General features: G+C 67.3%; 25 protein-coding genes. 12 read left to right on the forward strand and 13 right to left on the reverse strand.

Annotation, left to right across the window (positions count from 1 at the left end; translation table 11 throughout):
- Positions 1 to 10: 10 nt before the first annotated feature.
- The gene (locus ACXVUM_RS13285) at positions 11 to 1,033 is read right to left on the reverse strand and encodes a hypothetical protein (protein WP_458522248.1); all 1,023 of its coding nucleotides are present in this window, start codon (positions 1,031 to 1,033) and stop codon (positions 11 to 13) included.
- Positions 1,034 to 1,197: 164 nt separating this feature from the next.
- Here ACXVUM_RS13285 and ACXVUM_RS13290 point away from each other — a divergent pair, with 164 nt between their 5' ends.
- The 7 genes from ACXVUM_RS13290 (at position 1,198) to ACXVUM_RS13320 (ending at position 5,078) form a co-directional block, all read left to right on the forward strand.
- Complete coding sequence (locus ACXVUM_RS13290) at positions 1,198 to 1,524, forward strand: WXG100 family type VII secretion target (RefSeq protein WP_458522249.1); 327 nt, start codon at positions 1,198 to 1,200, stop codon at positions 1,522 to 1,524.
- Between the two features lie 72 nt (positions 1,525 to 1,596).
- A complete protein-coding gene (locus tag ACXVUM_RS13295; RefSeq protein ID WP_458522250.1) occupies positions 1,597 to 1,932 on the forward strand; it encodes a TA system antitoxin ParD family protein in 336 nt (111 codons plus the stop codon).
- On the forward strand, positions 1,932 to 2,507 hold the full coding sequence (locus ACXVUM_RS13300; RefSeq protein WP_458522875.1) for a zeta toxin family protein: 576 nt from the start codon (positions 1,932 to 1,934) through the stop codon (positions 2,505 to 2,507). Before ACXVUM_RS13295 ends, ACXVUM_RS13300 begins: the two co-directional genes overlap by 1 nt.
- Positions 2,508 to 2,578: 71 nt before the next feature.
- Positions 2,579 to 3,049 carry a peptide-methionine (R)-S-oxide reductase MsrB gene (gene msrB, locus ACXVUM_RS13305; protein WP_458522251.1) on the forward strand — a complete coding sequence of 157 codons (471 nt, stop codon included), beginning with the start codon at positions 2,579 to 2,581 and terminating at the stop codon, positions 3,047 to 3,049.
- Positions 3,046 to 3,594 (forward strand): peptide-methionine (S)-S-oxide reductase MsrA, encoded by a 549-nt coding sequence (msrA, locus tag ACXVUM_RS13310; RefSeq protein ID WP_458522252.1) that lies wholly within the window; start codon positions 3,046 to 3,048, stop codon positions 3,592 to 3,594. Before msrB ends, msrA begins: the two co-directional genes overlap by 4 nt.
- A 98-nt stretch (positions 3,595 to 3,692) precedes the next feature.
- Entirely contained in the window at positions 3,693 to 4,418 is a 726-nt protein-coding gene (locus tag ACXVUM_RS13315; protein WP_458522253.1) for a hypothetical protein, read from the forward strand.
- Positions 4,419 to 4,553: 135 nt separating this feature from the next.
- Positions 4,554 to 5,078 (forward strand): hypothetical protein, encoded by a 525-nt coding sequence (locus tag ACXVUM_RS13320; protein ID WP_458522254.1) that lies wholly within the window; start codon positions 4,554 to 4,556, stop codon positions 5,076 to 5,078.
- A 109-nt stretch (positions 5,079 to 5,187) separates the two neighbouring features.
- On the opposite strand, the gene ACXVUM_RS13325 is transcribed toward ACXVUM_RS13320, so the two are convergent.
- The 7 genes from ACXVUM_RS13325 to ACXVUM_RS13355 form a co-directional block, all read right to left on the reverse strand.
- Positions 5,188 to 6,282: an alkene reductase gene (locus tag ACXVUM_RS13325; protein ID WP_458522255.1), complete on the reverse strand. Its 1,095-nt coding sequence runs from the start codon at positions 6,280 to 6,282 to the stop codon at positions 5,188 to 5,190.
- An 80-nt stretch (positions 6,283 to 6,362) separates the two neighbouring features.
- Complete coding sequence (locus ACXVUM_RS13330; protein WP_458522256.1) at positions 6,363 to 6,701, reverse strand: hypothetical protein; 339 nt, start codon at positions 6,699 to 6,701, stop codon at positions 6,363 to 6,365.
- A 1-nt stretch (position 6,702) separates the two neighbouring features.
- Positions 6,703 to 7,725 (reverse strand): hypothetical protein, encoded by a 1,023-nt coding sequence (locus tag ACXVUM_RS13335; protein WP_458522257.1) that lies wholly within the window; start codon positions 7,723 to 7,725, stop codon positions 6,703 to 6,705.
- Positions 7,726 to 7,854: 129 nt separating this feature from the next.
- Positions 7,855 to 8,544, reverse strand: a complete 690-nt coding sequence (locus ACXVUM_RS13340) for a hypothetical protein (RefSeq protein WP_458522258.1) — start codon at positions 8,542 to 8,544, stop codon at positions 7,855 to 7,857.
- Between the two features lie 11 nt (positions 8,545 to 8,555).
- A complete protein-coding gene (locus ACXVUM_RS13345) occupies positions 8,556 to 10,118 on the reverse strand; it encodes a WXG100-like domain-containing protein (RefSeq protein WP_458522259.1) in 1,563 nt (520 codons plus the stop codon).
- Positions 10,118 to 10,408: a WXG100 family type VII secretion target gene (locus tag ACXVUM_RS13350; protein ID WP_458522260.1), complete on the reverse strand. Its 291-nt coding sequence runs from the start codon at positions 10,406 to 10,408 to the stop codon at positions 10,118 to 10,120. Before ACXVUM_RS13350 ends, ACXVUM_RS13345 begins: the two co-directional genes overlap by 1 nt.
- Positions 10,409 to 10,412: 4 nt before the next feature.
- Positions 10,413 to 10,733 (reverse strand): WXG100 family type VII secretion target, encoded by a 321-nt coding sequence (locus ACXVUM_RS13355; RefSeq protein ID WP_458522261.1) that lies wholly within the window; start codon positions 10,731 to 10,733, stop codon positions 10,413 to 10,415.
- Between the two features lie 194 nt (positions 10,734 to 10,927).
- Here ACXVUM_RS13355 and ACXVUM_RS13360 point away from each other — a divergent pair, with 194 nt between their 5' ends.
- From ACXVUM_RS13360 to ACXVUM_RS13380, 5 genes are all read left to right on the forward strand, one after another.
- Complete coding sequence (locus ACXVUM_RS13360; protein ID WP_458522262.1) at positions 10,928 to 12,286, forward strand: hypothetical protein; 1,359 nt, start codon at positions 10,928 to 10,930, stop codon at positions 12,284 to 12,286.
- 22 nt (positions 12,287 to 12,308) lie between these two features.
- A complete protein-coding gene (locus ACXVUM_RS13365; RefSeq protein WP_458522263.1) occupies positions 12,309 to 12,647 on the forward strand; it encodes a DUF1801 domain-containing protein in 339 nt (112 codons plus the stop codon).
- A gap of 135 nt (positions 12,648 to 12,782) precedes the next feature.
- The gene (locus ACXVUM_RS13370; protein WP_458522264.1) at positions 12,783 to 13,448 is read left to right on the forward strand and encodes a hypothetical protein; all 666 of its coding nucleotides are present in this window, start codon (positions 12,783 to 12,785) and stop codon (positions 13,446 to 13,448) included.
- A gap of 57 nt (positions 13,449 to 13,505) precedes the next feature.
- On the forward strand, positions 13,506 to 14,252 hold the full coding sequence (locus tag ACXVUM_RS13375; RefSeq protein WP_458522265.1) for an SIR2 family NAD-dependent protein deacylase: 747 nt from the start codon (positions 13,506 to 13,508) through the stop codon (positions 14,250 to 14,252).
- 16 nt (positions 14,253 to 14,268) lie between these two features.
- A complete protein-coding gene (locus ACXVUM_RS13380; RefSeq protein ID WP_458522266.1) occupies positions 14,269 to 15,186 on the forward strand; it encodes a M23 family metallopeptidase in 918 nt (305 codons plus the stop codon).
- Positions 15,187 to 15,199: 13 nt separating this feature from the next.
- Here ACXVUM_RS13380 and ACXVUM_RS13385 read toward each other — a convergent pair whose 3' ends face one another.
- From ACXVUM_RS13385 to ACXVUM_RS13405, 5 genes are all read right to left on the reverse strand, one after another.
- Entirely contained in the window at positions 15,200 to 16,918 is a 1,719-nt protein-coding gene (locus tag ACXVUM_RS13385) for a thiamine pyrophosphate-dependent enzyme (protein WP_458522267.1), read from the reverse strand.
- 52 nt (positions 16,919 to 16,970) lie between these two features.
- Positions 16,971 to 18,572: an FMN-binding glutamate synthase family protein gene (locus ACXVUM_RS13390; RefSeq protein ID WP_458522268.1), complete on the reverse strand. Its 1,602-nt coding sequence runs from the start codon at positions 18,570 to 18,572 to the stop codon at positions 16,971 to 16,973.
- Between the two features lie 49 nt (positions 18,573 to 18,621).
- Positions 18,622 to 18,927 (reverse strand): hypothetical protein, encoded by a 306-nt coding sequence (locus ACXVUM_RS13395; protein ID WP_458522269.1) that lies wholly within the window; start codon positions 18,925 to 18,927, stop codon positions 18,622 to 18,624.
- A 278-nt stretch (positions 18,928 to 19,205) separates the two neighbouring features.
- Entirely contained in the window at positions 19,206 to 20,384 is a 1,179-nt protein-coding gene (locus ACXVUM_RS13400; RefSeq protein WP_458522270.1) for an NADH:flavin oxidoreductase/NADH oxidase, read from the reverse strand.
- 159 nt (positions 20,385 to 20,543) lie between these two features.
- On the reverse strand, positions 20,544 to 20,849 hold the full coding sequence (locus tag ACXVUM_RS13405; protein WP_458522271.1) for a hypothetical protein: 306 nt from the start codon (positions 20,847 to 20,849) through the stop codon (positions 20,544 to 20,546).
- Positions 20,850 to 20,978 lie beyond the last annotated feature (129 nt).

Raw genomic sequence — 20,978 nt, forward strand, 5'->3', positions numbered from 1 at the left:
CTCGCCGCCATCACCAAATCTTTTCCACGCCTTTAGAGGTGAAGTAGGCGGCTACCGCGCCTGCTACGGCACCGACGGCCGCTCCCGCGACGGTGCCCGGGCCGGGGACGATGGAACCGATCACGGCGCCGTCCGCGGCAGCCTCTCCCGACGCGGCGCCGACGCCGGCGATGGTTGCCAAACTCTCACCGGCTGAGGCGAAACCGGCGTCGGTGGCCACTCCAGCCGCGGTGCCGGCGCCTTCCCGGGCGATCGACTCGCCCCACGATTCGTCGTCGTTGTAGTGGTCTGAGAACACGGCCGGTACTGCGGTGAGCACGCCGACCGCGCCGCCGGCGCCGGACAGTCCCTTCACTTTCCCGATGTCCGCGATCCACGGGATGACCTTCTTGTCGAGATCGGTCGGGTTCTCGCCGATGCCCTTGAGCCAGATGTCGCGGACGATGTCGGTTCCCGCGGATTGTGTGGCAGCGGTACCGCTCAGGACCAGATCCCGGCTCGAGGGCTTCCAGGTGAACGGTTCCCCTCCCATGGCTTGTTTGATCGCGCTGGCGAGTTCTCCGTCTGCGGTGTCAGCGGCGACAAGGAGCTCGAGGACGCGACGCTGGAGATCGGTGATCTCGTTGTAGTAGGCGACCTTGTCCGCCTCGGCCCACCCCTGCATGTCCGGTGGGTGCGGGTCGCTGACAGTGTCTGTATGCGGGTCGATCACGAGGCCGTTGGCGTCGGCCTCCGCCCGAAGCGCGGTGAGGCGGTGACGAACGGCAATGATGTCGGCCTCGGCCTTTCGCGCCGCGTCGGCGACTTTGCCCGCCTTCTCGCCATGCCGATCGAGGTCTGCACGGGTCTTGCCGACGGATTCTCGCGCGGCATCGGCCGCAGGTCCGCGCCAGCTCTGGAACGCACTCAGCGAGCCGAGCTGATCAGCGGCGGCGAGGGAATGATTCTTCACATCCATGGACGTACCGAAGACGGTGTTGATCTCGCCGATGCTCCAGCGGTCGATGTCGGCGATGCAGAGTTTGTCGACCACCTTCCACTCCCGTCGTCGTACAACAGTCTGAGACTGTCAAACCCTAATCCCGCGGCGGCGTGTAATCGATCAGTAAATGATTCTCCAAGAATTCGCATTCTCGACCTGACGATCTCTCGGTCATATATTCATCATGTCGTTGTTTGCTGATGAAAGGAGTTGCGATGGCCGACGACGCCCTCCGTGTCGACCCTCTCGATCTCCACCACAGCGGAAAGCGAACTGCCGAGCTGCACCGGGATTCGCAGGACACGTTCGCCCGCGCGCACGCCGAGGCGTCGGGCGCGGTCGCCGCAGGATGGGTGGGGAACTCGGCCGAGGCGATGTCGGCATATCTCGAGGAGGCACGCGCCGCAGCAGCGGAGATCACCGCGCAGCTGTCGGAGCACTCCACGCATTTCCACGCGGCAGCCACCGGCTACACGTCGACTGACGGCAAGAACGGGGCGGCGGTCCGACACGCAGGTGGTTCTCTCAACCTGGACGTTTGATCGTCGGCCTTGTGGCAGATTGCTACACTCGAGGTCGAAGGTCAGGAGGCGCTCGTGGGCACCACATCGTCATTGCGGATCGACGACGAGCTGTACGCGTCGGCGAAGCTCGTGGGGGAGGTCGCCAGCCGCAGTGCGTCGCAGCAGTTGGCGCATTGGGCGTTGATCGGCCGGGAACTCGAGGCATCGCGCAATGTCGCTCCGCGTGACGTCGAGGAGGTTCTCGCGGGTCGCCGCGACTATGACTCGCTGACCCCTCGCGAGCAGGCCGTCGTGCGAGCGGAATGGACCGAACGCATCAATGAACGTATCGGGGCGCTCGACCTCGCCGCTTCGTTCACCGAGTCCGGTCGCCCGTTCGTGGAACTGGATGACGACGGAACGGTGGTCGAGCGTCGGCCTGAGTGATGGGTTCCGACCCGGTACTGCATCTGCTCGTCGGCCCCAACGGATCCGGGAGATCGACTCTCTTCGACTACGTCCTCGGTCCGACGACGCATCTCCCTTTCGTCAACGCTGATCTCATCGCTCGAGACCGGTGGTCGGGTGACGAACTGGCGCACGCCTACGACGCGGCCGCCCTCGCCGCTGACGAGCGACAGCAGTTCATCACAGAGCGCCGGTCGTTCATCGCTGAGACCGTCTTCTCCCACCCCTCGAAGGTGGAATTCGTCCGCGATGCCGTCGACGCCGGCTACCTGGTGACGCTGCACGTGGTCGTCGTGCCTGTCGACCTCACGGTCGCGCGGGTGATCAACCGCGTCGAGGTGGGCGGACATGCGGTTCCCGAGATGAAGGTCCGGGAACGGTACGAGCGTCTCTGGCCGCTGGTCAGGCAGACGATCGACCTGGTCGAGCAGGCAGTCGTGTACGACAACTCGGCGGCGAGGGACCCGTTCCGGGTGCTCGCTCGCTTCGATCGTGGTCGTCTGGTGGGAGCGCCGCGGTGGCCGGAATGGACGCCGTCAGCGCTGCGGACCTGACGGGACCAAAACCGGACTCTCGTTCGTTGAGGGGTAAGACGGCGCAGCCAGCGTCGTCGGAGGAGGTTCTCTTGAACGCGCGTTACAGCAAGACCGACGAGGCCGTGAAGGCGTTGACCCCCTACCAGTACCGGGTCACGCAGAAGGACGGCACCGAGCCGGCGTTCCACAACGAGTACTGGGACAACCACGAGCCCGGTATCTACGTCGACGTGGTCTCCGGCGAACCGCTGTTCTCCTCGACCGACAAGTACGACAGCGGGACCGGCTGGCCCAGCTTCACCCGCCCCATCGAGGACGACGCGGTGACCACCAAGTCCGACCGCAAGCTGCTGATGAAGCGCACCGAGGTGCGGTCGGCGTCGGCCGACAGCCACCTGGGCCACGTGTTCGGCGACGGCCCCCGGTCGGCGGGCGGGCAGCGATACTGCATGAACAGTGCTGCGCTGCGGTTCGTCCCCGTCGACCAGCTCGAGGAGCAGGGCTACGGCGAGTACCGCGCCCTGTTCACCACCACGACCACCGAGGAGAACGCACGATGAGCACCGACACCGGCCAGGTCACCACCCGCCCCGGCACCGAGACCGCCGTCCTCGCCGGCGGCTGCTTCTGGGGCATGGAGGACCTCATACGCCGCCAGCCCGGCGTCATCTCGACGCGCGTCGGCTACACCGGCGGCAGCAACGACCACGCCACCTACCGTCGCCACCCCGGTCACGCGGAGGCAGTGGAGATCGTGTTCGACCCGACGCAGACCACCTTCCGCGACATCCTGGCGTTCTTCTTCCAGGCGCACGATCCGTCGACAAAGGACCGTCAGGGCAACGACGTGGGATCGAGCTACCGGTCGGCGATCTTCCCGCAGTCCCCGGAGCAGGAGAAGGTCGCGCGCGACACCATCGCCGACGTGAACGCCTCAGGGCTGTGGCCGGGTCCGGCGGTCACCACGATCGAGCCCGCGGGCCCGTTCTGGGAGGCCGAGCCGGAGCATCAGGACTACCTGATCCGCAACCCCGGCGGCTACACCTGTCACTACGTTCGTCCGAACTGGGTCCTGCCCAAGCGTGACGAGGCGACCGCGCAGTAAGTCGTCCGACGATCAGCGCCCCCGTTCCGTCCGGAGCGGGGGCGCTGTGTCGGGTCCGGTCGCGGGCGCACGCGGCCGGGTCCGTACCCTTCGTACGCGTGAACAACATGCCTGCGGGCCGCGTGTCGTCGGTCGCCGTGGGCGCAGTGGCATTCGCGCTCGCCGTGACCGGATGCGCCTCGTCCACCGTTCAGTACGGCTCGGCAGCGATCGGCCCGGCGGCGGTGGCCAAGCCCCTCAACGCCTATCTGCTGACCCAGTCCGACGTGCCGGTCGGGTTCGAGCAACAGACCCTCCCGACGAACATCCCGCAGCGCGCGGACTCGCTGCTGCAGGGAATCGCGGGCAGCACGGTCACGCCGTCGTCGTGCACGCCGCCGGTGCCACCAGATGCGACGTCCGAGCTGCAGGACGTGCGGACCGCCGCGTTCGTGGACTTGGCGCGCGGCGGAGTGATCAGCAGCGCGGTCAACGGATCGTCGAAGCGGGCCACCGTCGAGAGCTATCGGCGATACAACCTGGGCCGGTGCTCGTCGATCTCCGTCAGTGGAACCATCAGCGGGCGCGACTTCTCCTCCACCATCGCCAGTTCGAAGCTCGACGTCCACGTGAGGGGTGTGCCGCGTGCCCTGGCGTTGCGGCAGTCCGTCACCACCCAGACCGGAGGGCGGACACGGACGACAGCGCAGTTGGTGGGGGTGCTCCCGGTCCCGAACGCGACGGTACTGGTCACCTTCGGCACCGTCGGCGGCTCGTCACCGGATCAGGCGCAGTTCCGAACGGTGCTCGCCGCAGTGGGCAAGAAGGTCACCAGCAGCAGGTGACATCAATGCCCGGTCGCTGCACGTAGATCCGACAAAGCGCCCAGATGTGCCCGCTGTCTGGGTGTCTCGTGCCAATCGTCTGCTGATGTCCGTGCGTGACGGCTCTCGTGGGTCGAACGGTGGGACTGTGCAGGTATGCCTCGTGCCCTGTCGAAGAAGAGAATTGCCGCCGTGCTGACCGCCGTCGGATCCGCCGTCGCCATCGGGTGTGCCACCGCGCCGGCGGCGCAGGCAGACATCGCGATCCCGAACATCCCCGCCATCGCCAACGGGGGAGTGGCCCTGGTCCGTGGCGCGACGATGCTACACACCAACGATTTCGGTGAGTACGGGTGTGAGGACTTCGTCGACGCTGCGTACGGGAAGACCACCGCGACCGGGATCCCGCACAACGGGGCCCTGGCCTTCTACAACTCGCTGGCGGCGAATGGGCAGGGCCACAGTTCACTTCCCGCACCACCGGGAGCGCTCGTTTTCTCACAGGGGGAGGACGGCGGTCACGTCGACATCTCGATCGGCAACGGCCAGTACGAGAGCGGCGGCGTGCAGGGGTTCGCGCCGGGATACGGCGACGACACCGACATCCAGATCCTCCCGTCGCCCAACCTGGGCACGTGGACCTTCGTCGGGTGGGCCTATGCGCCCTGGAGTGCCATCTGAGTTCGTCTCGCGCCGATTCGACTCGGTGGTACACGTCGCAACGACGAAACCGGTGTCGCGAAGCACGTGAACGTGTTTCGCGACACCGGTCTCGGGGATCTGCTGCGGGTCAGGCGTTCTGCGTGGCCAGCGTCGGGTAGTCGATGTATCCCTCGGGTCCGGGTGCGTAGAACGTCGCCTGGTTCGGCTCGGTGAGCTCTGCACCCTGCTTCAACCGCTCGACGAGGTCGGGGTTGGAGATGTACCACCGACCCACGACGACGGCGTCTGCGGTGCCGTCGGCGACGAGCTTCTCTAGCTGCGCGAAGTCGGACTCGATCGCGAAGCCGGTGTTCAGCAGGAACGGCGCGGTGATCTCGGGTCGCAGCGCCGCGAGAGCCGGGTCCTGCGGCTCCATGAGGAAGTGCACGTACGCGAGCGGGATGTCCGCGATGGCCTGCAGCAGGGCCGTGTGCACGGGAACCGTGTCGGCTTCGTTCATCCCGTTGGCCTTGTGGCCGGGTGAGAGTCGGATGGCGGTGCGGTCGGCGCCGATCTCGTCGACGACGGCCTTGACGACCTCGACGACGATGCGTGCGCGGTTCTCGGGGCTACCGCCGTATTGGTCGGTGCGCTGATTGCTGTCGTCACCGAGGAACTGGTGCAGCAGGTAGCCGTTCGCGGCGTGGATCTCGACGCCGTCGAGTCCGGCGTCGACGGCGCGGCGCGCCGAGCTCCGGAATGCGTCGACGATCCCGGCGATCTCATCGGTCTCGAGTGCGCGGGGCACCACGTGGTCGACGCTGCCGTTGGGGCCATGAGCCTTTCCGCCGGCGGAGATGGCGGAGGGTGCGACGGGGTCGCCGCCGGGAAGATCGGGATGCGCCACGCGTCCGACGTGCCAGATCTGCACGAAGATCTGACCGTTCTCACCGTGCACGGCGTCGGCGATCTCGCTCCACTTGGCCTGCTGCGCGTCGCTGTGAATGCCCGGGGTGTTCATGTAGGCGCCGCCGGACGTCGCGCTGGACTGTGTCGCCTCGGTGATCACCAGGCCGGCACCCGCGCGCTGGCGGTAGTACTCGGTCTGCAGATCGGTGGGCGTGCCGTCGGACTCCGCACGCAGGCGCGTCAGCGGCGCCATGAAGATGCGATGCGGTGCGTCGATGACGCCGGAGGTGAACGGCTGGAGCAGGGGTGAATCAGATCCCAAGCGGTAGGTCATGCACGAGTGAACGCATCAGAACCGGACCACAGTCCCGGGTGAGATGCAGGTCACGTTGGCGCGGCGGTGCCCGTTGCGAGTCACTTGACCGTGAAGGTGTACCAGCGAGCGATCCAATTGGCCGCCGGGCGGCTGACGCCCTTGTTCGTCTCGATGAGTCTCTGCTCCACGAATTTTTGTGCCTCCGCGAGGCTTGTCGTACTCCAGTCGATGGTGTCGCCGATCGCTGTCGCCTGTTGTTGCAAACGGCTGATCGCGGACAGGACTGCGGCCCCGAGGCTGTCGCCGAATCGTCGGCGAACCCACTCGGGCGTGAAGCTCGGGACACCGCATCGGTGCTCGGAGTGCGTGAAGGCCCAGACGATGCCGCGGTCGATGGCCCCGGCGAACGTCTCTGCCTCGTCGCGATGATCGTTCATGTCACCGCATCGCCGATGCCGCCGCGAAAGCCGCGATCAGGACGTCCAGACGGTCGATCTCGGGGGAGTCGACCCTGACGACGATGTGGTCGACGGCGTCTTGAAGGCCCGACGCGACGGCGATCGACCCCATCCGCTCGCCATCCGGTGTGCTTACCACCAACCGGCACAGGGGCTTGACCCGCCCGAGAAGAAGCAGCGGGGAGAGCACGATCGCGCCGAAGAGGTCGGGAATGCTGTTACGGAAACTGCGAAGAACGGGCCGAACGAGACGTCGCCACAGCGAGTCACCGGTCCGTTCCTCGAGTCGAAGGAGCTCATGGCCGTCCGCCGCTTGCGCTGACCACGACGTTCTCAAGGCTGCGGAGGTACGCAGGAGTGATCGAACAGCGAGCCCATCGACGACTCCTACGACTTGCCGTACCCGACGATCACCGGAAATGCTCACGACGGCGGATTCCGATTCGCGCGTTCTCAAGATCTCGACGGTGCGGCCTGGATCGCAGCCGACTCGCACCCAAAACTCGACGGCCTCGTCAACCGGGCTGTCACCGGCGGATCCGACTACCGGTCGCGGGGCGGCGCGATCATCGCTGATCATGGTCATCTCGAACAGATTTGGCTCGCGTACGCTCCGGGAAGCCTGTACGGCACCGCCGGCGACGGGACGAATTCTCCCGAGCCGCCTCGTCCTCTCGGTGGCCTGACGCAGGCTTCCGATGAGCGAAGATTTGAGCGACTCGAACTCGGTGTTGAGCCGCCTGCGTTCCGCGGCGTCGTCCCCGTGAACGACGATGTCGGTCAACGATCGGCCCATCGAGAGAAGTCGGCGTTGCATCTCGATTGCGGCAGCTGCCGGGTCGAGCGGTTTCTCGAGGCATTCTCGGCCGAGGTCGGCCACAGATCGCAGCCGAGCATTACTCGTGCTCGGGCCGTGTTCGGCAAGCAGGCTGACCATCGCGTCGAGGCTGTCCACCGCATCGGCCAGTGCGGTACGGGGAGGCAGGTCGGCAGAGCCGCTCATCTGATCTCCTGGCTCCGGACGCATCCTGTATCCACTCACTTGAGGCCCCGGGTCGGAGCGATTGTCAGCAGGGCAAGAACTATGTTCGGTGTAGGTGGGCGTTGGTCGGTGAGTGCGACGGCCATTTGTTCATTTCAGGTCTTGAACCACCGCGATCGCGGCCAGGGCCAGCGTGTGGTCGGCCAGTGGGTAAGGCTGATCGTCGAGGTACAGCGAGAAGTCCTCGCGCGGACGTATCACGGACGACGCGATCCCGATGAATCCGACGCCGACGCCGTGAGCGTCGCTGATGATCAGTCGGTTCGGAGGCACGAGAAGTGCGAGCAACACGATCGGGGCGAGGAGGAGGCCCATGAAGTCGACTGTGCGGTCCTCAAGCTTCGTCAACGGGGCAATCGTGCGCCGCCAGAATGCATCCCGCCTGCGCTCCGCGATCGAATACTTGTTCACCTCGTCCCCGACGTTGACGGACCAGCGACTCCTGAACCTCCCATCCTCGCGAAACGCGGTCAGCACGACTGCGCCGGACGCATCCGTGACGACCCGTACCGAACAGTCCCCAGGTCGCGAAGCGATCTCATAGAGGTGCTCCGGAGATTCGGCACGCTCGTAGCAGGTCACCGAACCGGATTTCGGATCACCAGGGACCCGCAGCCACATGGACTCGGCTTTGGTCGATGGCCCGAGAGAAATCAATGATGGGACGTGGGACTCGCGTTCCGACGCCGAGCACATGACTTGCATGTGTGGAGGCCGGGCCGACCCCCTGATTTCGCTCGACGAACGCTTTCCGGCCCTGACTCGTTCAATCTGCTTCATCGGATCTGAGCTCATCGGGTGGGCGTCTCGTCCTCTCGAGGTGGCGGGCTCTGAGTGTAGTCGTCACTCATGTCGGCGTTGGTGACGCCGGGCGACTCAAGGTTGTGCATGAGATGCGCTACGGCACCTGGGGTATTCACGACGGCGCCAGGCACTGCCTTGACCGTCTCGGGAAGGGACGTCCCTTTGACGGCGTCGGCGGTCGAGGGGCTTATCGCTGAGTGGACTTCTTGCTGGGTGGTGTTGAGCGCTCCGCCGACTACCGGCTTCACAATGGCTGCCCTCAGTCCGTCCTGTGCCTTGGCAGAGGAGGCGACGCGGTCTAGCGGAATGCGGTCGGCGATTCTCCCGGCTGCTGGGCTCGTGACCGTACCGATCGCTCCTTGCGTCCCGATTTTTGTCAGATCCATGTGGTTGTGGCCCGTGTCGATCGAGACGACACCTTCTTTTGCGGCTTCCATCCCCGCACCTGTCGCGAAGTTCTTCGGCGCGGCGAGCGCGGCCTCTTTCGCAAAGCCTGGCGCGGCTTGCCCCGCCTTTGACCCCAGTGCCTTCGTCGACTCCGCGGCTTTGCCGGCGAGGTTTCCGGTGGATTTGGCCGCCTGTACCGCTGCCTTCGAAACCTGGGCGCTGGCGGCTTTGCTGGCCTCTGCGGCAATACGACCGGCTTCGCCTGCCACACGACCGACTGCGGCAGCAACGGTCCTTGCCGCAGCGATCAGCGCCTCGATGATCTCGCGGATGCGGTTGGCTGCTGCGGTGAGTCGGGCGGTCTCGATGGCTTGGCCGGCGAGTTCGCCGATCCCGGCGGTGAAGAACCCGGCGATCGCACCGAGGCTCTCGATGGCGACGGTCTGGGCGAGCAGGACCTCGAGTTCGTGGATGATCTCGTGGTGGGCCTGGTCGAGGTGGGCCGCGTAGTCGGAGCATGACGACCCGAGTTCGGTGAAGACCGAGGACAACTCCCGCAGATGCGCACCGGCATCGGTACATGCCTGTGCGGCAGCGGCGGCCTCGGGGCTTTGTTGTGCCTGAACGGCCGACGCCGCGGCGCTCGTCGGTCCGGCCGCGTCCTGCAACTGAGCGGCGGCGGCTTTCCATGCCGCGTCGGCCGCGTGCAGCCGGTCCTGGTGCCCGTTCGGCCAGACGTACCCGACGAGCCCTTCCACCAGCGACCATCCGGGCGGGCCGCCGCCACTGCCTCCTGCCGCGGAGGGCACGGAGGGCGCCGACATCGTCGGGGGCGTGGGAGCAGCGGCGAGTTCGGCGTCCCCGCCTCCTCCGATCACCGACGACGCGTCGGCCTGGGCATGATTCTCGCCGGTGGCGTGCAGCCGGGTCGCGATGTTCCCCGTCGCGCCGACCGCCGACGCTGCCGCGGTCAGTGCGGCGCGGGCACCCTGGTCGTAGCCGCTCGCCCATTCGGTGCCGGCGTTGTCGGACCCTCCCATCCCCGACGACGCACCCAGTTCTCCCGTGAGCGCACTGACGGCTGCCTGTGCGGAGTGCGCCACCGTCACCATGCTGTCGGCGGCGTGGGCGTACTGCGCCGGGTCGACCACCAGTGTCGGCATCAGCCCCACATGTCCTGGTTCGCCTTCACCGCCGCGGTGTAGTTCGCGTGAGCGGTGTCGCCGGCCTTCCGCAGATCGGTCACAGCGGTGCGCATCTCGGCTGCACCGTGCGCCCATCGTTCGTGTGCGGCGCGCTGAGCGTCGGCGGCCTCACCCGTCCACGTGCCGTGGAGACGGTCGACGGTCTGCTCCGCATCTCGGCAGACCGACTCGGCGTCGGAGTCGAACTGGGCCATGTCGGCGACGATCTCGGCCAACTGCTCGGTGTTGATCGTGAACTGCTGTGCCATCTCGTCAGACCGCCAGGTTCAGGCCGGAGCCGGACTGGCTCACCGTCGACGCGTTCGCAGACTCCTGGCCGGAGTAGGTCTGCGCGGTGGAGGCGAGGAGAGCAGCCATCGAGTCCAGGCCCCCGACCACGTCCTTCGCGCCGTGCAGCCACTGTTCCCAATCGCGTCGGAAGGCGTCGGCCGCCTGCCCCTTCCATCCACCGCCGAGCAGCGCCTCGACGCGGGAGGTCAAAGCTCGCACTCTCTCGTCCAGGGTGTCGGCCGCCGAGTGGATGCCCTGCGAGGCGCTCGTGACCTCTTCCGGGGTGACGGAGAACTCGGCCATCAATCCCTCCTCGACGACTGCGCAGGTGTGCGAATCCGGGATGCGAGAATACGGTACGCATCGCGAAGAAAGCATTCTGACCTGCGGAGAAGTCGACATATACGACGAAACGCCCGCGTCGTGTGGCCTACCTCTTGCGGTCGGAAGTCGCGCTAGCGGTTGCTGATCCCATCCGCCGACCTCAAACTTGCGAGGTGACCCCGAACCGGCCTGCGCGGCCAGTACGTCGTCGGCCGGGATCCGCCAGGCGGGTCATCACCATTCTCCTGCTCGCGGCATCCGTCGTCGCGTTCATCCGACCGGTCGCTGGTGAAGCCGCGCCGGCACGCGCCGACGCCGGGGTGAAGTGCGTCGGGTCGAGTGACGTCACGCTGCCCGAGACGTACGACGCCATCGCGGAGTCACTGGCACCGTCGCTGCCTGCCTCGGCGCGAAAGGCTCTGCTGGACAGCAGAAAAGACGTGCTCGAGCGACTGAAGCGCATCGGTGTGGCGTCGACGTCGATCTCCGACCATCCCGATGGGATCGGCGCGGATGCCGACTCTCCGGTGCTCAGTTATCGCGACCCGGTGAGCACCTTCATCGTCACCCAGCTCGTCCGCACGCGCGAAGGGAAAGCGGCGGAGCGGATTCGGCTCGACCACATGACCCTCTCGCAGGCTGTGGAGACCGTCTACTTCTACATCTACGTCAGTGTCATCGTCCCGGCCTCGATCATCTCCTCGACGGTGCCGCCGCTGTTCCCCGTGAACGGTGTCGGGGTGGGCACGCTCATCACCCTGCCGCTGACGTTGGGGACCACCGGGATGAGCCTGATCCTCGGCCAACTCAGCGACGGACTCGCCAACGCCTGTCTTGCGCGGAAGACGCAGCGGCAGATCGACGAAGTCCACTCCGACCAGGACGCCGACCTCCGCTTCACCGACCAGGTGCCGACGATGCTGACCGGTCTGGCCGCTCAGGTCCGACTCGCCGACAGCAAGAAGTGCCCGTCGATCGGTGTGCAGCCGCTGTCGCGCATCGTCACTCGTTCAGCGGACTACCTGCGACGATCGGATCCGCGGTCGGCGTCGCGCGTGACCGACGCCGAACGTCGGATCATGACCACCCTGCGTACGACGCGGATCAACCGGGCGATCATCCCCACCGACAAGGCCGAGTTCACCACCGTCGAGACGGTCCTCTCGACCCTCCTGTCGTTCGTGCCGACGGTCGGGGGCCCGATCACGAACGCGATCGTGGGGCTCGGGGACAAGGCGGCCGGTCCGGCGAACCGACGGGACATCGTGCCGCTGGCCGATCTCCCGGTGGCCGAAGCGCTGACCGGGATCGGCTACGGCTACGCGGTCACGACGCAGATCCTCGCGTTCGTCACGGGGAGCATCGGCCGGGGGATCGGTGCGGCGCTCTCGCCGATGACCGGCGGTCTGAACGTGTGGAACCTGGTCCCGTCGCCGTGGGGTCTCATCAACGCGCCCAACACCTACGGCATCACCACCTACAACAACGTGCTTCGATCGCTGTGCTTCGCGGAGGACTACCGGACGCGCTGACCGTCCGATTAGTGTCATGGCCATGAGCGACTGGCGTGCGGGCACCGTCGAGCACATCCGTGCCCTGATCCTGGCGGCCGACGACGAGATCACCGAAGAACAGAAGTGGCGCAAGCCGTCGAATCCGGATGGCGTACCGACCTTCTCGTGCGATGGTCTGATCTGCACACTGGAGACCTACAAGGACAAGGTGAAGGTCACGTTCGCGAAGGGTGTGTCGATCCCGGATCCGGCGAGCGTGTTCAACGCCAGTCTCGATGCAGGTACCCGCCGCGCCGTCGACATCAAGGAGACCGACACATTCGACGACGACGCCTTCACCGCTCTGATCCAGGCCGCGGTCGCCCTGAACCGAGCGTGACGGTTCGCGTTCAGCTCGACCGTCGATTCGGCCGGCGTCGACGTGGTCGCTGAGCAGCCGGCCTCCATGCAGTGGACGCGGCACACCGTCAGAGTTGCCGGGAGGAGTTGGCTCCCAAGCCTCCTCCTGGTTCCGATGTTGGCTGTTCTCGGCTATTTCACCGCGATGGGCGGCGCATGGGGATTCACCGCACTCGCCGTGTCGATGATCGCGATCAGTCCTGTGCAATTCGTTCCTCCGGTACTGCGGCTGGTCGTCGAGGAGGACTCGGTGGTCGTGCGGCGTCAGCCTCCACTCAGAAGTCCGTCCGTGTACCTGGTGGTGAGCGTCATCGCCGGCGGCCTGATCCTGGTCGTCGGGTATTCCGGGAGGTCCTGGGGTTGGCAGACGGCGGGAGCGGTCATCGCGGTACTGGGGACCATCCTGTCGATGTGGGGTTGGTCTGCGCAGCAGTTCCGAGTGTCGCCCACGGCCATCGACTTCGACGACGGCACAAGTTTTCCCATCGACCGCGTCACGGCATCCATCACGTGGAACTACCGATCGGACGACACCCTCACGGTGTCGGCGCCGAAGCCGCGCGGTGGCCGAGCCCGTCGAGGCGTCGCGCTCCGCTCGCAGGGTGTCCACCCGAACACGATGTTCTCGACGATCGATCAGCTCCGTGCGTGGAACGCCGCCGGCGTCCTCGCCTCACCCGAGACCATCGCACGCATGCTGTCCATCCCGGACCAACCGGAGGTCGGTGCGAAGCAGACCGTTGCTCTGCCGTTGAGGGTCGGGGACGAGGCCTCCACCTGACGGAGCGGGTTCCACGCGCGGGCGACATCGATCAGTCGGACACGGGACGATGGGGTCATGAGCACCACTTCGGTCACCGCCGCCGTCGACGCGATCAGGTCCGCGTCGATCGTCACCGTCCTCACCGGAGCCGGCATGTCCGCCGAGAGCGGCGTCCCGACGTTCCGTGACGTGCAGACCGGTCTGTGGGCCAAGTACGACCCGATGACCCTCGCGACACCGGAGGCATGGGAGGACGACCCCGCGCTCGTGTGGGCGTGGTACCAGCGACGCCGGGCGATGGTGGGGTCGGTCGCGCCGAACGCCGGTCATCGTGCGCTCGCGGAGTGGGCGTCGGCGGCGGACATCCGCGTCGTCACACAGAACGTCGACGACCTCCACGAGCGCGCAGGGAGCACCGACGTGGTGCACGTCCACGGGAGTCTGTTCGCCTGCCGGTGCGACACCTGTGGCCGCGCCCATGAGGTGGAGGCTCGCGAACCCGACGGGGAACGTGTCGACCCGCCCGCCTGCGACTGCGGCGGCCGAGTCCGGCCGGGCGTCGTGTGGTTCGGGGAGATGTTGCCGCAGAACGCGTTCGCCGAGGCGTCCGCCCGCGCTCAGGCGTGCGAGGTGTTCCTCCTGGTCGGCACGTCGGGGGTCGTCTACCCCGCGGCCGGGCTTCCCCACATCGCACGCGGGGCGGGCGCGACGATCATCGAGATCAACCCGCAGGAGACCGACCTGTCCGACGCCTGCGACATCACCGTCCGCTCGACCGCCGCGGTCGCGCTCCCCGAGATCGTCGGCACAGTGATTCGTTAGCGGTCATAATCAGTTCGTGGCGCGGATCGGTGGGATGAGCCCGGCTCGAGCGATCGCCCGTGCGTGGCCGGTCATCTGGATCGTGATCGTCCTCGCGGACATCGTGACCGGGGTGACGGCGACCAGTCCCGAGGGATGGGCTTCGGCACTGTTCATCCTCGTCTTCTTCACGGTGATGTCGAAGCGGTTCATGGTTCCTGGCCTGGTGATGGCACCTGCTCCCGCGGCGCCGCTGGCGGCGGTGGGAGTGGTCGCGGTCGCGGTGCGCGGCTGGTGGATCGACGGCGCGGCGACAGGGTGGACCGACAACCCGTCGGCCTGGGTCGCACTGGTCCTCGCGGTCGCGGCGATCGCCGCCGTGGTCGCGGGGCCGATGACCGCCGTGCGGGAGACCGTCGCACATCCCGTGGCGTTCCCGCTGCGCGAGGGCAGGTGGCTGGCGGTGGAGGGGAACGGTCGAATCCTCAACCACCACTGGGTCGTGGCCCGCCAACGGGGTGCGTTCGACCTGGTGCGACTGTCGGTCTGGGGTCGGTCGCGTGCAGGGTTCGTCCACCCCACCGACGACGACTTCCACGCGTTCGGGGTCACCATCACATCGCCGTGCGACGGACGCATCGTGTCGGTGGTGGACGGCGTACCCGACGGGGTCCCCGACACGAGACGTCCCGCAGGAAACCACGTGGTGATCGACACCGGCACCGAGCGGATCGTGCTGGCGCACATGCGCGTCGGGACGGTTGCGGTGTCCGACGGCGATGTGGTGCGGACCGGCGACCGGCTCGGCGAGGTCGGCAACTCCGGGAACTCGAGCGAGCCCCACCTGCACATCCACGCCGAACGCGACGGCCGCCCCCTGCGTCTGCTGTTCACCGACGTGACCGGCCGGATCGGGAAGGGGTCGGTGATCCGTACCCGGCCTGGCCGGCGCTGACGGAGACCGTCGGTCAGGTGCGGCTGGAGAGGGTCTCGGTGAGCTTGGCGATCGCGAAACCCCATGCCTGGCCCGCGGTGGGTCGCGCCGGGACCGACACCTCGTCGGGGTTGGTCATCATGTCCAGCAGGGCGGGGCCGGGATGGTCGAGCGCGGCGCGGACGGCCCCGGCGACATCACCGGGGCGGGTGACACGCTGCGCGTGCAGGCCCAGCGCGCGTGCGACCTCGGCGATGTCGGGATTGTCGAGCTCCGTGCCGAACTCGGCCATCCCCGTCTGCTCCTGCTCGAGTTTCACCATGCCCAGACGCTGGTTGTCGAAGACGACGAACGTGACCGGGAGCTGGTAGGTCACCGCGGTCCGCAGGTCACCGAGGAGCATCATCAGACCACCGTCACCGCAGAACGCGATGACCTGCCGGGTGCGATCGAGCGCCTGGATCCCGATCGCCTGCGGCATCGCGTTGGCCATCGACCCGAGATTGAACGAGCCGACGAGTCGACGGTTGTCGCGCACACTGACGAAGCGCGACAACCACACCGTCGACATACCGGTGTCCGAGGTGAACACCGCGTCGTCGGCTGCGGCTGCGTCGACCGCGGCCGCTACGACCTCCGGACGGATCAACTCGTCGGGGTTGTCGAGGTGTTTGCGCACCCGCCCGACGATCGTCGAGTCGTGCGCGGGATCGGTCAGCCGCTGCTGGGCCTCGTGCCACAGCCGGAACTCGGTGCGGTGATGGTCCAGGAACGACCGGCTCGTCTTCTGGCCCACGCTGTCGAGCAGACGTGCCACCGCGTGGCCCGCATCCCCGACGACCCCGACGGACACGGAGACTCTCCGCCCGATGTGCTCACCGCGGGTGTCGATCTGGACGACCTTCTTGTCGTGCGGCAGCCAGTCGCGGTACGGGAAGTCGGTGCCGACCAACAGCAGCGCGTCGGCCTGATGCAGCGCGAGGTGGGCGGCCGGGTTGCCGATGAGACCCGACTGTCCCACCTGGAAGTCGTTGTCGCCCTCGAACCCGTCCTTCGCCTTCAGCGTGAGCACCATGGGCGCGGTCAGCCGGTCCGCCAGGCGCATCACGTCCTCACGCGCGTCGCGTGCGCCGTGGCCGACGAGCATCGTCACCTTCGACGCGTCGTCGAGGATCTGCGCCGCCCGCGCGATGTCCCCGGCGTCCGGGATCGACGCGGCGTGACGGGGAGCGAACCGGGGCGCACCTTCGGGCGCGTCCATGGAGCCGATGTCACCGGGGACGGTGAGGATCGCGACCCCGGACAGCGACAGCGCCGAGTTGACCGCCTGCTCCAGCAGATACGGCATCTGCGCCGGCGACGACACGGTGGCGTGGTAGACGGCGACGTCGGCGAACACGGCGTCGTTGTCGACCTCCTGGAAGAAGTCGGTGCCCATGTTCTCGCTCGGCACCTGGCCGCAGATCGCCAACACCGGCGCGTGGGACTTCTTCGCGTCGTAGAGACCGTTCAGCAGATGCAGCGATCCCGGTCCGACGGTGCCCATGCAGACACCGAGGGTGCCCGAGATCTGGGCCTGCGCACCAGCGGCGAAGGCGGCTGCCTCCTCGTGCCGGACGCCGATCCACTCGAGTCGGTCGTCATCGCGGATCGCGTCGGTGATCGGGTTCAGTGCGTCGCCGACGACACCCCAGACCTGGGTGACCCCCAGGTCGCCGAGGGCGGAGACGATGGTGGTTGCGATGTCGGGCATGGTGGTCCTGTCTTCTCGGGGTCAGGCCGTTCGTGTCGGGCTGTCGGGGCGGTCAGGCGTTGACGCGACGACCGGAGGACACGAACGAGTCGGCGTTCGCGTGAGCCCAGTCGTCGGCCCATCCGTCGGGCGGCGTGTCCAGAAGCGCACCCGGCTCCAGCCATTCGTAGATCTCGGCGTAGGACTGCTGCAGCACCGGTCCCAGCCGCTTGCGCAGCATGTGCGGCGACAGGGCGCCCGGGTCGGTCACACCCATCGACGCCATGATCCGCAGCGCCTCGGACACGGTGGCCTGCTGATAGCGGTACACCCGAGCGCTCTTGTCGGTGACGTCGAGGGCACGGGACCGCGCCGGGTCCTGTGTCGCGACACCGACGGGGCAGTGGTTGGTGTGACACCGCTGCGACTGGATGCACCCGACTGCCATCATCATCGCGCGTGCGGCGTTGGTGTAGTCGGCCCCTTGGATGATCCGCTTGACGATGTCGGTGCCGGTGGCGACCTTGCCGCTCGCACCGATCCGGATGCGGTCACGCAGACCTGTCCCGACGAGCGCGTTGTGCACGGTCATCAAGCCGTCGGTGAGGGGCAGGCCCACGTGGTCCTCGTACTCGAGAGGTGCTGCGGCCGTTCCGCCCTCGGCGCCGTCGACAATGATGAAGTCGGGGGTGATCTGCTCGTCGAGCATCGCCTTGCAGATGCCCAGGAACTCCGAGCGCGACCCGACGCACAGCTTGAACCCGACGGGCTTGCCGTCGGCGAGTTCACGCATCCGGCCGATGAACTGGACCAGACCGCGCGGTGTGGAGAACTCGGAGTGTCCCGCGGGGCTGACACACTTCTCGCCCTGGGGGACACCGCGGTAGCGGGCGATCTCCTCACTGACCTTCGACGCGGGGAGCACACCGCCGATGCCGGGCTTGGCGCCCTGACTCAGCTTCAGCGACAGGCACTTCACCTCGTCGTGGGCCGCCTTCTCGGCGAACTGGTCGGGGTCGAACCGGCCGTCGTCGGTGCGGCATCCGAAGTATCCCGAGCCGATCTCCCAGACGACGTCGGCGCCGCCGAGGTGATACGGGGTCAGACCGCCCTCGCCGGTGTCGTGTGCGAACCCACCGCGCTTCGCACCGGCGTTCAACGCGCGCAGCGCATTCGACGAGAGCGCGCCGAAGCTCATCGACGACACGTTCAGCAGCGACATGTCGTAGGGCCTGGTGCAGTCGGGGCCGCCGATGCGGACACGCGGCGGGTCGTCCGGTGGATCGGTGGGCGCGGTGGAGTGGGTCAGGTACTCGTAGCCGTCCTGATCGATGTCGCGCTCGGTGCCGAACGACAGCTCCGCCGCCGTCCCTTTGGCGCGTTCGTACACCAGCGATCGGACGTCGCGGTCGAACGGGCGGCCGTCGAAGTTGCGCTCGATGAAGTACTGCTGCAGCTCCGGACGCAACGCCTCCAGGAGGTAGCGCATGTGACCCAGGACGGGATAGTTCCGCAGGATCGAATGCCGCTGTTGGAGAAGGTCGTAGACACCGATCACCGCGATGATCCCGAGGATGGCGGCGGGGATGGCCCACCCCCACGGTCCGAACACCGCGCCGACGACGCATCCTGCGGTGGCGAGGACGACTGCCCCCACGATCCCGGCGCGAATCATCCGTTACCCCCTCGTGTCGATCCCGGTCGGTGTGCCCTCGTGTCCGCCATCAGGAGTGCGACGACTCGTCGTCGGGTGTCGTCGACCGCCACTCCTCGCCGTAGTGGCGACGTGCCTTCTCGTCCGGTGGGTCTGCCGGCGACACCGATCCCGTGCGGACGATCGCGAAATAGATCACGGTCGCCGCGTACGCGATGAGCAGGATCGTGATGACGAGTGCGATGACACCGGCCATCGTGTCGTGTTCGGCGAACAACCAGGGTGTCAGGCCGAGGCCGACCAGGAATCCGATGGCTGCCAGGTATCCGGACCACACCAGTGGTGCAGGCGCATCGTGTGTGCGTTCACCGCTCAACGTCGTCCGCTCCTTTCGCGCGCTGGGGCACGCGCCGAGTTGCCGTGCCGACGGGTCGCGGAGGGCTTCACGACGAGGCGAGACACCCAGAACGTTACCCGGCACAACGGTGACCGGCAACGACGCCGCGAGCGGTGACGCAGTGCTCGTGAGCGATCGGACGTAACGCCGATACGCGGCATCACGGACAGGCAGTCAGTCGACAGTGGTCGGTGTCTCGACGTGCGTCGAGACACCGATGCCGCTGCCGCCGTGACGATCTGGTGGACCGGACCGCCTCAGGCTGCGTCCTCGTCCGCCATCGTCATCGGTTTCGCGGGCGGAAGGCCGATGCTGTCGTCGTGGCCGCGGAAGTTCTCCAGCCACCAGCGCCAGTCGTCGCAGACGAGTTCGAACGGGGTCTCGTGGCCGAGTTCGCGGGCGGCCCAGACCGGCCAGTGCGGATTCGCCAACGCCGGACGCCCGAGCAACACGAGGTCGATGAGCTCGTCGCGGATCACGCTGTCCGCCATCGCAGGAACGCCGAGGTTCCAGCTCGTGGCGACCGGGATCCCGACCTCCCGCTTGACCCGTGTCGCCCGCGAGAGCATGAAACCGGGCTGGTCCATGATGTTCTCGCGCATGTCGTCGGTGTTGAACCCGAGGGAGACGTCGGCGAGATCCAGTCCGTGTTCGGCCATCCAGCCGATCGCGGTGACGGCGTCGTCGAACTGTGTGCCGTCGGGGTGCAGGTCGTCGGATCCCAGGCGCATCGTGAGCGGGAACTCCTCGGGCCACACCTCGCGCACCGCGTCGAGGGCCTCGAGGTGGAATCGCGCCCGGTTCCGCAGGCTCCCGCCGTAGGAGTCGGTGCGCTGGTTGGCGAGCGGGGAGAAGAAGCTCGCGCCGAGGTAGCCGTGCGCGTAGTGCATCTCGAGCCACTGGTAGCCGGCCTCGGCGGCGCGACGTGCGGCGTCGGCGTAGCTGCGCATGAGGTCGGCGATCTCCTCGACGGTCAGCGCGTGGACGTCGTACGGGTGGTCTCCGCCGTAGGGGATCGCCGACGGCGCGACGCAGGTCCAGCCCTGCGGGTGATCCGGCGGCAGCTGCGCGCGGCCCGGGAAGCCGTCGATGGTCTTGTAGGGCGGCACCTCGCTGCCCTTGCGTCCGGTGTGGCCGAGCTGGATGCCGGGCACGCCGCCGAAACCCTTGATGATGTCGGTGACGCGCTTGTGGCCCTCGATCTGGCTGTCGTCCCAGATCCCGGCGCACGACGTCGACGTACGACCGTCGGGGGTGATGGCGATCTGTTCGGGGAACACGAGGCCGAACCCGCCGGCGGCCCGCGCACCGAGGTAGCTGACGTGGAAGTCGTCCATCGTCCCGTCGGTGGAGCGGTACATGGTCATCGGTGACATCGCGATGCGGTTGCGCAGCGTGACGCCCTTCACGGTCAGGGGTGAGAACAGGTCGGGCATGGGGGACTCCTGGTGCCGAGGGGGTGGCCGGACGCCTTGCTGCATCCGTCGACCCATTCCCGCATGCGTGCGAGACAGTCCGATTACGCCTGTCCACGGCCTCGGTAACGCTCGTCTCACACGGGGGTGCGTCGTGCGGTGAGGCGGTGGACGCCGCGATCAGCGGCCGACGCGGGATGCGGCGGTGTCGTCGTGGTGGTGCCACCGTGCGTCGTACTCCGCCAACTGCTCGGGCCCCGGCCGGCCGGCGAGTGCGATGGAACCGTTGGCGAGGATCGCCCGTCGCAGGATGATCGCCGCCGTCGCGAACCCGGCCACCATCACCACCAGACAGACGAGCGCGGTCGCGTCGTGGCCACCGGCGAACCGCCACACGGTGAGGCCGAAGGCGGCGAGCCCGACGACCAACGAGACGTAACCGAACCAGACGGTCGGGGCGGACATCGACTCACGGGATGTGCTCACAGCGGAACCTTTCGTCGGGCCCGCCGCGGCGGGCGTCATGTCGTCATCTGCATCACCGTCCACGCTACGCCCGCATCGCGGGCACTGCCACGGTCGGTGATCTCGATTCCGTTGGCGCAGTGTTTGTTC

The organism is Williamsia sp. SKLECPSW1, assembly GCF_054332755.1.